Source organism: Rhodococcus ruber, assembly GCF_027270735.1.
Taxonomy (GTDB): domain Bacteria; phylum Actinomycetota; class Actinomycetes; order Mycobacteriales; family Mycobacteriaceae; genus Rhodococcoides; species Rhodococcoides rubrum_A.
On the sequence record NZ_JAPWIJ010000007.1, the window covers coordinates 276639 to 290067 of the forward strand.

The 13429-nt window shown below is 62.5% G+C and carries 12 protein-coding genes; 7 read left to right on the forward strand and 5 right to left on the reverse strand.

What is annotated here, in order from left to right:
• The first annotated feature begins 119 nt into the window (after window positions 1-119).
• From O4220_RS18200 to O4220_RS18220, 5 genes are all read left to right on the forward strand, one after another.
• Complete coding sequence (locus tag O4220_RS18200) at window positions 120-941, forward strand: alpha/beta fold hydrolase (RefSeq protein ID WP_269606755.1); 822 nt, start codon at window positions 120-122, stop codon at window positions 939-941.
• Between the two features lie 66 nt (window positions 942-1007).
• Window positions 1008-2618: an MFS transporter gene (locus O4220_RS18205; RefSeq protein ID WP_269606758.1), complete on the forward strand. Its 1611-nt coding sequence runs from the start codon at window positions 1008-1010 to the stop codon at window positions 2616-2618.
• Window positions 2615-3010: a VOC family protein gene (locus tag O4220_RS18210; RefSeq protein WP_269606761.1), complete on the forward strand. Its 396-nt coding sequence runs from the start codon at window positions 2615-2617 to the stop codon at window positions 3008-3010. The genes O4220_RS18205 and O4220_RS18210 overlap by 4 nt, the downstream gene beginning before the upstream one ends.
• A 69-nt stretch (window positions 3011-3079) precedes the next feature.
• Window positions 3080-3661 (forward strand): hypothetical protein, encoded by a 582-nt coding sequence (locus O4220_RS18215; RefSeq protein WP_269606763.1) that lies wholly within the window; start codon window positions 3080-3082, stop codon window positions 3659-3661.
• A 55-nt stretch (window positions 3662-3716) separates the two neighbouring features.
• On the forward strand, window positions 3717-4535 hold the full coding sequence (locus O4220_RS18220) for an Fpg/Nei family DNA glycosylase (RefSeq protein ID WP_269606765.1): 819 nt from the start codon (window positions 3717-3719) through the stop codon (window positions 4533-4535).
• A 68-nt stretch (window positions 4536-4603) separates the two neighbouring features.
• Here the strand turns inward: O4220_RS18220 and O4220_RS18225 are convergent, their stop codons facing one another.
• Complete coding sequence (locus O4220_RS18225) at window positions 4604-5068, reverse strand: SRPBCC family protein (RefSeq protein WP_037173634.1); 465 nt, start codon at window positions 5066-5068, stop codon at window positions 4604-4606.
• 146 nt (window positions 5069-5214) lie between these two features.
• Window positions 5215-7206, reverse strand: coding sequence for a TerD family protein (locus O4220_RS18230; RefSeq protein ID WP_269606769.1), 1992 nt, complete (start codon window positions 7204-7206; stop codon window positions 5215-5217).
• 181 nt (window positions 7207-7387) lie between these two features.
• On the opposite strand from O4220_RS18230, the gene O4220_RS18235 reads away from it, so the two are divergent.
• Window positions 7388-8098, forward strand: coding sequence for a potassium channel family protein (locus tag O4220_RS18235; protein ID WP_269606771.1), 711 nt, complete (start codon window positions 7388-7390; stop codon window positions 8096-8098).
• 42 nt (window positions 8099-8140) lie between these two features.
• On the opposite strand, the gene O4220_RS18240 is transcribed toward O4220_RS18235, so the two are convergent.
• Window positions 8141-8923 (reverse strand): class II aldolase/adducin family protein, encoded by a 783-nt coding sequence (locus O4220_RS18240; RefSeq protein ID WP_269606773.1) that lies wholly within the window; start codon window positions 8921-8923, stop codon window positions 8141-8143.
• A gap of 698 nt (window positions 8924-9621) precedes the next feature.
• Here O4220_RS18240 and O4220_RS18245 point away from each other — a divergent pair.
• Window positions 9622-10620 carry a fumarylacetoacetate hydrolase family protein gene (locus O4220_RS18245; protein WP_269606775.1) on the forward strand — a complete coding sequence of 333 codons (999 nt, stop codon included), beginning with the start codon at window positions 9622-9624 and terminating at the stop codon, window positions 10618-10620.
• An 83-nt stretch (window positions 10621-10703) separates the two neighbouring features.
• Here O4220_RS18245 and O4220_RS18250 read toward each other — a convergent pair whose 3' ends face one another.
• Complete coding sequence (locus O4220_RS18250) at window positions 10704-11951, reverse strand: benzoate/H(+) symporter BenE family transporter (RefSeq protein ID WP_269606778.1); 1248 nt, start codon at window positions 11949-11951, stop codon at window positions 10704-10706.
• Window positions 11948-13312, reverse strand: a complete 1365-nt coding sequence (locus O4220_RS18255; protein WP_269606780.1) for an MFS transporter — start codon at window positions 13310-13312, stop codon at window positions 11948-11950. Before O4220_RS18255 ends, O4220_RS18250 begins: the two co-directional genes overlap by 4 nt.
• Window positions 13313-13429: the final 117 nt, after the last annotated feature.

Genomic DNA, 13429 nt, shown 5'->3' on the forward strand with positions numbered 1-13429 from the left:
GTAGTGGCGACGCCGGTATCCACTCCCCCGAGTTGGACGCCAGCAGCGACGTTTTTGCTGCACTCCCGGACCAATGTTGTCGGTACCCCGAAGGAACACCGACACCCCAGGAGCGCACCATGCCGTACATCACCACCACCGACGGAACCGAGATCTACTACACCGAGCAGGGCACCGGAAAGCCTGTGCTGCTCAGCCATGGCTGGCCGTTGTCCTCGGACGCATGGCAGCTCGAGCTCAAGTTGCTAGCCGATGCCGGCTACCGCGCCATCGCCCATGATCGCCGCGGACACGGCCGGTCCTCGCAGACTGCCGTCGGACACGATATGGACACCTACGCAAAAGATCTCGCCGAACTGGTCGAGGCGCTCGATCTGCAGGAGCTCACCCTCATCGGTCATTCGACAGGTGGCGGCGAGGTGGTCCGATACGCAGCACAACACGGTGGCAGTCGCGTTGCCCGCGTCATCACCGCAGGCGCTGTTCCTCCCATCATGGTGCAATCGGAGTCGAACCCGGAGGGCACACCGATCGAGGCATTCGACGACATCCGCACCGGTGTTCTCACCGATCGCTCGCAGTTCTACCAGGACTTGTCCGAGCCGTTCTTCGGAGCCAATCGTGAGGGCTCGAACGTCTCGCAGGGAGCCAAGGACGACTTCTGGCGTCAGGGCATGCTCGTCAATCTCACCGCCGCGTACGACTGCGTGAAGGCCTTCTCCGAGACCGACTTCACCGAAGATCTGAAAGCTCTCACCGTTCCGATTTTCATCGCACACGGTGACGACGACCAAATCGTTCCGATCGCTGCGGCAGCACTGAAGACTGTAGAGCTCGTCAAGGACGGCACCCTCAAGGTGTACCCCGGCGCGCCGCACGGCATCTACGGCGAATACCAGAAGGCCCTGGACGCAGATATTCTCGCCTTCATCTCGAAGTAGACAGAACCGCCCAGGTGGCGACCACCGTCGCCACCTGGGTCCACCTCGGAAAGAGAGCGAAGATCGATGAACACGATTGTTGGTACATCGGCATGGGCTCCGCTACGAAACACCATGTACCGCAGCCTGTTCATCGCGCAGTTGGTCTCCAACATCGGTGGGTGGATGCAGACGGTCGGCGCGCAGTGGTTTCTGGTCGAGCGAGAAGCGTCGACCACCGTCATCGCCGCTGTACAAACGGCCAGTTTGCTCCCCACCCTGCTGTTGGCCCTGTTGGCTGGGGCGTTGGCCGATGCGCTCGATCGCCGGGTCCTCCTGATCGTCGTCGGTTGTGCATCGATGCTCACTGCAGGCATTCTCACCGCACTCGCGTGGACCGACACCTTGTCTCCGTGGGGACTGCTCGCGTGCACGTTCGTCCTCGGTTGCTGGTCGGCGCTGTCCGCTCCGGCGTGGCAAGCGATTCAGCCTGAACTGGTTCCGCGTGAACAGATTCCGGCGGCTTCTGCGCTGGGTGGCGTCACCGTGAACGGTGCGAGAGCGATCGGGCCGGCACTCGCCGGAGTCCTGGTGGCCGTCTCCGGGCCGACCTTCGTGTTCGCCATCAACGCGGTGTCCTTCCTCGCCACGCTGGGTGTCTTGATCGCGTGGAAGCGCCCACGCAACGTCGTCGTGGATCGGGAGGGTTTGGCAGAGTCGATCGTCTCCGGGGTGCGCTACATCCGATCCGGTCCGGTGATTCGGCGAATCATCCTGCGCTCGGCGCTGTTTGCATTTCCGGCGTCCGCGTTGTGGGCGCTTCTACCCTCGGCATCGTCGGCGGTCCTCGGGCTCGGGGCCGTCGGGTACGGCGTGCTGTTGGGTGTACTGGGTGTCGGAGCCATCGCGGGCGTCGCGCTGACGCCCGTGTTGAGGAAGAACTTCGGCGCGAACACCCTCCTCATCGGTTCGGCCGTCGGGTACGCCGTCGGGATGGCGGCAGTTGCGTGGCTACCGTTGTGGTTGGTGGTTCCGGCGCTGCTGCTCTCGGGCATCGCGTGGATCACTACCTTGACCGCACTGAACGCATCGATTCAACTGTCGCTTGCGTCCTGGGTGCGTGCTCGCGGAATGTCGGTGTACCTACTGGTGTTCATGGGCGCGCAGGCTGTCGGCTCACTGGCGTGGGGTTGGCTGGCGTCCAAAATCGGCATAGTGGATGCACTGGCGGTGGCAGTCGGGGTACTCGTGGTGGTGGCGGCCAGTGTCGCGGTGCTCCCCTTGCACCCCGAGACGGGGACTCTCGACCGAGCTGTCTCCGTTGCATGGCCCACCCCGACGGTTCTGCTCGAACCCGTGCCCGAGGACGGTCCGGTGCGCGTCACCATCACCTATCGAGTGATGAAAGATTCTGTCGACGATTTCATCTCGTCGATGGCACCGGTGGGTGCCGCACGGAAACGAACAGGTGCGTATTCCTGGAACCTGTACCGCAGCCTGGACGTGAACGACACGATGGTCGAGCAATTCACCATCCCGTCTTGGAACCAATACCGGCGTCAACGAGAGGAGCGATGGACCGGATCCGACCACGAAGTGATGCAGAACGCGTTGGCCCACGCGGTCGGAGAAGCCACCCAAACCGAGACACACGACATTGCGATTCCATTGCGCACCAGCAGGAAAGGAAGAACATGACCTCGATCTCCCAGGTGGGAAACGTCTTCTATTTCGCCGACGATCTCCCCGCCGCCATCGAGTGGTACCGAGCGCTGCTGGGAATCGATCCCGTCGACGAGCATCCGCAACTCGCAGCCTTCGACGTATCCGGAACTCGTCTGACCGTCCACCTGACCGACACCTACAACCGGCCGGCCGGAACTGCCGGCTCGGTGTCCTACTGGGATGTCGACGACGTGGACGCGGTGGTCGCACACTGCGTCAGCCGCGGAGGCGTCGCGCATCGGGGACCCAAAACCGTGTTCACCGGCGAGCGGCTCTGCCAGGTACTCGATCCCTTCGGCAACCTCATCGGCTTCAGGCAGCCAACGGCAGTCAGCGAAAACCGAAGTGACACGGCCGGACCATGAATTGGCTGGTGTCTCGGTGCGCTGAGAATGGGGGTGGCCCCTCTCCATGCCATACGCCACGATGACCACGTGAGCTTCGAATTGTGTGACGATGCGTCGGCCGGTCAGTGGCTGCTCGATCAGAATCTCCCCTGGTACCACTTGGCTGGTCGGGGTCCCATCGGGTTCGAGAAGTACGCGCGGGTGTTGTTCATACCCGATCCGGATTTTCCGGGGCAATCCACCGGCGACGTCGAATTCGAGCAGAAGATCAGCGAACTGGCGCAGGTCGGCGTGGCACTCGACGTCCTGTCTCGCTACACGACCACGCCGGACGAGTGCTACTTCGCTCTGTGGGACGGATGGAGTTCGATCGACATCGCCTCACAGCCGAAGTTCAAGGTCCCGAACCGTGACTACTTTCTCTTTCGAGGTTCACTCGCGGACTACGAGAATTGGAGCAGCGATGATCCAGTCCTCTGGCCGCACGGCGACTCACCAGATCCCGCTTTCATCTGGCCTGCCGATCGTGCGTGGTGCATCACCAATGATGTCGACCCTCACTTCGCGACGGTCGCAGGCAGCGCCGAGGCCGTCGACCGCGTTCTGGCCGAGACGGTCATAGATACCGTCACCGACCACCCCGACATCGAGCCGTCCTACTGGGACTGAACGTTCGGATCGACGGATCCGCGCATACTGCTGACCAATTGGGTACACCGGATGCATGCCCGAACTACCCGAAGTCGAAAACGCTCGACAGGTCGTCGAAAAAGCTCTCGATCGTGTCATCGTCGACATCGATGACACCGACTCCTTCGAATGCCGACCGCACATGCCAGGCGATATTGCCCGAGCGTTGACGGGCGGGAAACTCACCGAGGCACGTCGACAGGGCAAGGCGATGTGGTGCGAAACCATCACGGCCGACGGCTCAAGCGGCCCGACCCTGGGCATTCACCTCGGCATGGGTGGACGTGTCATCGTCACTGCTCCCGACGGCGAGCGGACGTCGCAGTACGGCGGAGGCGATCCTCACGTCGGTGAGCGTGCAACAGACAAGCCGGAGTGGACGCGCTTCTCCATGACGTTCGACGACGGCGGCCAGCTTCGGCTCTTCGACAAGCGCCGCCTCGGCCGGGTTCGACTCGAGCCCGACATCGATGCTCTCGGACCGGATGCCGCGGAGATCACGCGCGACGAGTTTCGGCACCGAATCGGTTCCAGCGGTGCACCTCTCAAAGCGAGGCTGCTCGATCAGGCCGCGATCGCAGGAGTCGGTAATCTGCTGGCCGACGAGGTGCTGTGGCAGAGCGAGCAATCACCGTCCAGACGCGCCAAGTCGCTGACGACAGAAGAACTCGACGAGCTTCGGGTCATTCTGCGTCGCGCGATCAGATCGGCGATCAAGAAGGGTGGCGTGCACACCGGGGAGATCATTCCGTTCCGCAAGGCGGATGCGGCATGTCCTCGGTGTGGTGCGCCCATGACTCGCGGGACAGTCGGCGGACGTACCACCTGGTGGTGCTCGCGCGAGCAGGCCTGAGCGGAAGATACAGAAGGCCGGCCCCGGGGGGCCGGCCTTCATAGTCGATCGATCCGTATCTCAGTCGATCAGGACGTCGCTTCCACTGCGAGGCGAGCGAGAGTGTCGTTCAGTTGATCCTCTGTGACCAACGGAAACTTGATCTGCTCGAGCAGCTTCTTGTCCGTGACCTTGGACCAGTCGTAGGTATGGCGCACCAAGGTCTCGTTGGGACCTTGCGACTCCAACTCCCACAACCACTCCCAGCCGGGAGGCTCGTTGCCGGCGGGGGCTGTCTTCCAGGCGAGCAGCTTGTCTTTGATGTAGCCGCTCACCACATTGTCGGTCTGGTACTCGCCGCCCATGTGATCGCCCTGCATATTCATCGTGAACTTCTCGCCGACCTTCTGAATTCGATCGGCGTGGTCCACGCTGCGTACGAAGCCTGATCCATCGAGCGCCTGGTGCCGCTCGGGATTGGACAGGACGTCGAATACTGCGTCGACGGGTGCCTCGATGGTGCGTTCGACTGTGACCTTGGCATTGTCTGTCATGCGTACCGGGTGCCCACTGTGCGTCGTCCTCAATCATGACGTTCGCACAGAACTCGTTTGGCCTGAACCGACTGAACATTCAACCGCGTAGTCGACGGGTCGGTTGTGCTGCATCCCGTCGTGGGGCATTCCAAGATCTCGGCTACTCAGTCATCCATAGTCTCGACAGAACTGACTCCGGGGGCCGAAGGGACCCATGGCTTCAGAGGCTGTACGACGTCCCGGTAGAAGGCGTCGAGACCGTCGGTCACGCTGCCGATGAAACTGGCCGCCGATCCGGAGCGCTTGCTGCCCATCTTGGTCGGTGAGGTCAACGTGAAGTACTGCAGCTCACTGGTCCGGCCCGCGGTCAACGATTTCGTATCCGCTCGCACTGTCGCCAGGTTCTCGCACGAAACTTCGCCTGGGTCTTCGAACACGGCTTCGACCAGGATGTCGGCGGGAGCGTTCTTCAATTGCTTGAGTAGCCACGACGCTCGTCGAAGCGCGGTTCCTTCCCTCGGCGCGTCGATAGCGGTACTGCACTGAATCTTGTTGGTCCGCATATCCGCCTGGACCGTGACATCTCCCGCGGCATCAGGAATGCGCAACGTAGCCGAGAGGCACCCGGAGGCAACGAGCTGCTCGACGATGTACTCGTTGCGTGCCTGAGGGTCAGCACTGAACTTTCTCGGGAGGTGGTGCTTCACTGGAACGCCGAGGTCGGCCGTCATCCGCAGCGCCAGATGCCTGGACAGCGACGCCCATGTGTTCGCCACTGACAAAGCTTTGACGTCACTCGAGCGGAGGGTTCCGGCAGTGACGGAGTCACGAACCGCCACCCAATGGCGACCCATGTCGACGAACTCCGTCGCGCCGGACTTCGGGTGCGTCAGATACCGGACGAATTCGCTCAGAATCCATACTTGCAGTGAATCCCCAAGGTCGCCGTGCGACAACAGCATTCGAGCCTCGTGAATGACCTCGGACCAGGAGATATGCCGCAGCGATACCTTGTTCATCTTGGTCTTGTTCACCTGGACCGGGAGCTCACCGGCGGACGCTGGTATGTCGTTGGACAGACTCAGAACGGTCTCGTACCTGTGTCGTTTTGCGACATCGAGGTAGTTCTCCAGCTGCTCTTTCTGTAGCTTGCCGGTGCCAGTTTTCACCTCGAGCAACGCGGTCCACACTTGGCCCGCGCGAGATACACGGAACACACCATCGGGAACGACCTTGCCCTCGCCCTTGGCGAACTGCACTTCGAGGTAGCCCTCGAAGGGACCGGACGGCGCACCGGCATGTGCGCAGATTGCGCGAGCGAACGGACGAACCGCCTGCATCGTCGCGATGAGTGCGGAGGTAGCCCTCTTCTCCTGCTCCTCACCGGATCCAACACCGGAAACGGAGAACAGGCGAGCTGTCTGCCACCCTTCTCCCCCAGCCAGGGTGAACTGAGGCGGCGTGACCTTCTTGGCAATCGGCTTTTTGGTGCGGACGCCGCGTTTCGGCGGTTCGACATCGACAACTGAGACGTCGACGATCTCACCGGTCTTGTCGACGGCCTGCACATGAGAGTCAGCGACCTCGACCACGACCACATCGTTCACGGACGCTTCGGGCTCACTGTCGTCGACTTCGACGCCGAAGTCCAGCGCCAGACCACCCAATCCGGATTCCCAGCCCTGCCCGATCGCGCGTAGTTTCCACGCTCCGTTTCGCCGATACACCTCGCCGAAAACCAACGCGCGCTCCGACGACGCATCGGCGGTCAGGAACTCCCCGAGCACCGAACCGGTTTGATCCCGCACCTGCATCGACAGTTTCCCGAAGTGACCCAACGGAACATCGTCGGAGCTACCCGCGATGACCACCTTGTCGACTTCGGCTGCGAGAGAATCGAGATGGATCGATACGCGTTCCTGTTTTCCCTCGTCGGTGCTACTGCTCCCGCGGTAGCGCACGGTCGCGTCCGCAGACTCCCGCTGGTTGTAGAAGACGAAGTCCGCATCTGACCGAACGTGCCCGCTCGACGTCACCAACAGTGCAGACGCATCCAGATCTCGCTCCGGGTCGACCCAGGACACGATGACATCCAACTCGGTCACGTCGTCCGGTAGAGAAATGTTCTGGCCCTTGGCGAGAATGGGTGAACTCACGCTGACACGCTCCTGTCGGACAAAACGGACTACGACTGCACACCCTATGCACCGCGTAGCAGTGTGAGTCGTCCTCGCTCGACTTTCATTCATTCGACCTACCAACCGACCGGCGCAATCTGAGCCAACAGTGGAAATTGGTCAGGCCAGGCCCCATGGTCCCGCAGTACAGTGCACGCCCATGGACTATCGGCAGTGGGAGCGAGCAACCGAGTGGCCGCTTGCCGGATCGGCTCTGACGTTCCTGGCGATCTACACCTGGACTGTGCTGAGCCAACCGACAGGCATGGGGGCACGCGTCGCTGAGTACGCGATCCTCGGGATCTGGACATTGTTCGGGATCGACTACCTCGTGCGGCTGGCCCTTGCCGAGCAACGCACGCGCTGGTTCTTTCTACACCTGCACGAACTCGCAATCGTCGCGCTGCCGGTACTGCGCCCGCTACGATTGCTCCGCCTTCTTACGTTGATAAGCCTGCTGCAACGCTCGATCGGTGGCGCTCTCCGTGGTCGGGTAGTCACCTATGCCGTCGCCGGAACCTCGATGCTGGTTTTTGTCGCGTCACTCGCGATGTTCGACGCCGAACGCGCCGCACCGGCTGGCAGTATCAAGACCTTCCCTGATGCCCTGTGGTGGGCAGCTACGACTATTACGACGGTCGGCTACGGCGACTTCTCACCATCAACAGCGACCGGCCGATTCATCGCCGTCGGACTGATGGTTGCAGGCATCGCATTGCTCGGAGTCGTCACAGCAACCCTGGCGTCGTGGCTCGTTCAGAAGGTCGCCGAACAGGACGACGCGAACCAGGCTGCGACCCAGCAACAGGTTGCGGAGCTGACCTTCCAAATTGCAGCGCTGCGAACCGAACTCGCGTTGCGGCCGGAATGACCGAGGCCGCGGCGTCCACGGAGTCCGCGTCGCTCATGTCGTTCAGTCCATCAGCTCCGGGTGCTGCGCAACGATTCGGTCGTACATCGGCTGAAACTGGAACCACCCGGCGTACTCGAGACCCACCTGGTTGTAGGTCAGCTTCGCCGTCACGTCATCCAACGGTTTCGGTTCACCCGCGGCCATGGCGATGAGCTGCGCCTGACTGGATCGCTCCATTGTGATGAACCACCACGCCGCGGAGTCCACGGTACGGCCGACCGTGAGCAGACCGTGGTTCGACAGCACAATCGCCTTGCGCTGACCGAGTGCTTCGCCAATTCTTCTGCCCTCCTCCAACTCGGCAACAACACCGGTGTAGTCGTCGAACACTGCGTGGTCGTCGTAGAACGCACAGGCGTCTTGGGTCAGAGGTGCCAGCCCCATCCGCAAGCTCGACAAGGCCTTCCCGTATAACGAATGTGCGTGAGCGGCCGCCACCACGTCCGGTCGAGCCGCGTGCACCTGGGAGTGGATGACGAAAGCGGCACGGTTCACCGGACGATTCCCCTCGACGATCTGGCCCTCGTGATCGACCAGGATCAGATCGCTTGCCTTGATCATGCTGAAATGCATACCGAAGGGGTTGACCCAGAAGTGGTCGGTCTTCTCTGGGTCACGAGCGGTGATATGCCCTGCTACCCCTTCGTCGAAGCCGCACTGACTGAAAAGCCGGAAAGCGGCCGCAAGTCGTTGCTTTCGGTGCTGCCGTTCGTCGTCGACCGACTCGAAAACCGGCGGAGCGGGTACGTCGATTCCTGGGCGGGTCTGTGCCAGTTCGGACATCGTGTTCCTTCGAGTCGCAGGTGTCGTTTCGGCGCGCTACCTCGGGCATGGTCGACGCGTAGCGGACGGTCCGAATGACAGACCTCGCAGCGAAACATCACTGCTCGGTCATGCTTCAGTTCTACACCCGCGAGTCCCACATTCGATCGCGAAAACCGACCGGGGTTTCTCACCACCTCCGGGACGGAGTCGGTCCACCAGCACAACAATCAGCAGGCGGCAGGGTCATCGGCTATCCACCACGCGGAGCTGTCCGAACGGTTCGTTGCACCACCTGCAGCTCGCGTCGACGTAGTCGTGGCCGTCTTCACGTTCGCACTCGTCCACTGCGCACCCGCTGCCGCACGAGAGCATCTGGCCACACCGGCACCGCTCGCCGTCACACCCCGGGTGATGAAGCGCTCTCGGTGGAGTGCCACAGTCGTGACACTTGCTCCTCCCGTTGGGTATTCGACTGGGCCGCCAAGTACAGCCCACCGAATCGAGCATTTCCAGATTGCACGCCATGCAGATCGCCATGCCGTGCAGAGTCGCACAGGGCACCGACACCCGAAGGGTTGCTCACACTCGAAATTCATCGGCGCCCAGGTGCCGCCTGCGCGACGCCAACCGCAGCCGTGCGATGGGCACACATAGGCTCGGCGAGATCAAGTGGTAGCTTGACTTCCGGGCCGACCCGTGCCCTTCCGGGGGGAATCGTGAAGATCAGGCGCGTTCGTTCAGGCAACCGTGCAGTGCTGGCTGCCTGGGACCCGGAGTCCACGGCTTGGATCGACCTCGATGCCGCCGCGTCGAAGTTCGATACCTCTCGACAAGGCCCCTGGACCACGGACATGCTGACCTTCCTCGCCAGCCGTGAGAGTGGCCGCGAGGCAGCCGAACGTCTGATGAAAGCCGCCGCCGCGGAGGATGTTGCGACACTGGACGATCCGCCGCCCGGCATGCCATATCAACCCACGTCTCTCAGGTGCTTCATGGGTTGGGAGAAGCATTGGAGTCAGGCGGCGCATCAATTGGTTCGTAAGAATCTCCCGATACTGAAACCGGCCATCGCGGCGTACGAATCCGTCGTACGCCGCGATTTTCCCGCACTCAGACCGGGGGCTTCGTTCGACGAGCATCCGGTGTACTACACCGGCAACCCCTTGAGCATTGTCGCTGACGGTGAGATTCTCCGATGGCCGGCATACACCCGCCAACTCGATTTCGAGCTCGAGTTCGCGATGATCATCGACCGGCCTGTTCTGGACGCGACCGAGGACGAGGGTTCGGACGCGATCGGCGGGTTCGTCGTGTTCAACGACATGAGTGCCCGTGACGTTCAGTGGGACGAGCAACGTAACGGCCCGTTCGGTCCCGTGGTCAAGACGAAAACGTTTGGCAGCTCGATGGGATCTGTCGTTGTCACGCCTGACGAGGTGCTCCCCCATCTCGGCAACCTCTCGGCTTCGGTGTCGGTCAATGGTGAAACATGGACAACGACGAGTACCAGCGGGCTCAGGTACAGCCCCGGCGAATCGATCGCCTACGCGAGTCGAGCCGAAAACCTCTACCCGGGAGAGCTTTTCAGTTCGGGGACGCTGCCGTCGGGATGTGGTTTGGAACTCGATCGGTGGATTCGTCCCGGTGACGCGTTGACACTGGATATCGAGACAATCGGATCGGTGACCAACGAGGTCGGCTTTCCCGGTCGATGATGAAAGCTCGAACCTGCCCCATACGGTCTGTGGTGCTGCGGAGTCCAGAGCGATCGAACGACGACTAACACAGCGCTATCCCCCTACTGACGGCGATCGAGCAGGTAAGTGACCGCAACACCTGCAACCAGTCCCCAGAACGGTGCGCCGAGTCCTCCGACATCGGTGCCGGAGATGGTGACCAGCAACGTGATCAGGGGCGCGAGAATCGGCCGACCGGTCGAATCGGAGAACGCGGCGGTGAACGCACCGCGCAGAGCCTCGAGCATGGCCAATCCTGCGAGAGCGGCAATGAACGTTGCGGGTACCACGGCAAGACCGCGCACCAGCAGCGGCGCGAGGAGACCCACCACAATCGCCAATGCGCCGCACGTCATTCCGGCGGTGTACTGCCGCGATCGTTCACCCATCGCAACGAGCAAGGCGTTGGTCGGACCGGCAAGACATGTCGACACCGCGCCCAGCGGCGCGACGAGAAGTGACCAGACGCCGCAGGCGATGGTGACGACGGTCATCGGCGGCCGGTGGCCGGCAGAGTTCAGTACTGCCGCGCCCTGCCCGTTCTGTACCGCAACCACGGTGATAGCCAGCGGTACGACCAACTGGGCCATTGCTGCCCCACTGAACGCCGGCGCAACGAGTTCAGGCAGGCCGATCAGGGGTAGCTCGGCTGCAGGCCCACTCACCCGGGTGAATCCGCCCGTGACTGCGAGGGCAGCGAGACCGGCAACCAACGCAGCGAGCACCGGCGGTATCCGCTTCGACCACGTAGCGGATCGGGTCAGCGCGAACCATGCCACCACCATGGCCCCGGCGACGAGTACGTTGGACGAAACAGACTGCACGAGTCCGGTTCCGAAGGACAGAAATGCACCGGCGACCATCGCCATCACGACGCTGTGTGGCAGGAATGCCATCAGTTTCGTGACCACCCCGGTGGCTCCGAGAACGATGACGAGGACTCCGGTAGCGAGGTAGGCCCCCACGACTTCCGGCCAGGTCAGCGAGGCCAGCGATTGACCGACCAGAACGGTGCCCGGAATGGTCCAGAAGAAGCTGAGCGGCATCCGGTACACCCAGCTTGCTACGACGGTCAGGATGCCGTTGAGTACGAACACTCCGAATACCCACGACGCCGTCTGGGCGGCGGTGAGTGAACCGGCTGCCGATGCGCCCATGATGACCGCAACGGGGCCGGTCGCGCTGAACAGCACACCGGTTGCCCCCGCACCGACGTACTGCCCGCCGAAGTCGGCGCGTAAAGCGCGCAGACTCGGCGGGCGACGCTCAGGCAATTCACTCGCGGTGAGACGCTCGAAAATATCCGTCATTCAGCCACTTTCACCGGTTCGCTGGGTATTGGATCGGAACCGCGCAGGACTCGAATCGCAGGAACGGCGGTGGTGACGAGAGCGCCGAGCAGCGCGACGACGGCAAAGATGTAGAACGCGGTGGACGATGCGATGCCGGCTCCGAGCAGGATTCCGCCGAGCAGTGGTCCGAGGATGCCGCCTAGCCGGCCGAATCCGGCGCACCACGCAACCCCAGCTGCACGGGCGGTGGTGGGGTAATAGTTCGAGACGAATCCGTAGATCAACACCTGGGTACCGATGGCACCGATGCCGGCACCGGCCACGGCAACGAGCAGGACGCCGAGGGGGAAATTCAGCGTCAACAGCACCAACGACAGAGCGGCGAGGCAGAAGGTGACCGCGATGACGCGTTGCGGACCGGTGCGGTCGGCGATGCGCGATGCGATCAGACCGCCGACGATGGCACCGCCGTTGAGTACCAACAAGAACGACAGTGATCCTTTGGCGTTGTATCCGGCCTCGGACATGATCTGCGGCAGCCAGGTGTTCAGGCCGTAGGTCAGTAGCAGCCCGGAGAAGCTCATCAGCCCGAGCAGAGCCGTCGGGCGCAGAAGTGGCTTGCGGGCCAGTGCCGCGAATCCGACACGATCGCCGGCGACAACAGGCTCGGCCTCGGGCATCGGAATCCCGGTCCGAATGCAGATCTCCTGTGCATCGACGACGCGTCCGTGTGCCAACAGCCACCGCGGCGACTCCGGCATCCGAAGCAGGGCCAGCGGTAGCAGTACGAACAGTGGGAATGCACCGATCCAGAACAGTCCGCGCCATCCGATCGAATCCTGGAGGGTGATCGCGGCCAACGATGCCAGCACGCCGCCGGCCGGAATGCCGCTGTATACGATGGCATTGAACAGGTTTCGACGTCCCGGAGGTGCGAATTCGGCAATCATGGCACCGACAGTGGCGACGAGTCCGCCGACACCGATGCCGGTGAGAAACCGAAGTGTGCCGAACATGGTGATGTTCTGTGCGAGTGCGGTCGCCCCCATCCCCACCGAGAACCAGACGATGCACGTCAACATCGTTCTGCGACGGCCGATTCGATCACCGAAGGCACCAGCGGTCAGAGCGCCGACCATGACCCCGATCAGTGCGTAGGAACCCAGCGCGCCCGCAGTTGCTGGATCCAGCGCGCCCAGCTGGGCAGAATCGGCAAGCAGCGTCGGTAGCACTGTGCCGTAGACGACGAGGTCGTAGCCGTCGAAAACAATTGCTGCCGTCGACAGTGCGACGATCCACAGCACGCTGCGGCGGTGCCGGTCGCTGGCCCAGGTGGTGCTGGATGGTGTGCCGGTTTTCATGGAGTCCGGGGCAGTCATCGGGGATCCTTTTCGGTCAGGGAGTACCGCTACGAGGGGCGAATCGGCGCTGACGGCCGAGCGGGTTGCATCACTGTCCCAAGTTGTGGGCTGAGTCACACCAGGGCTTTGCCTAGT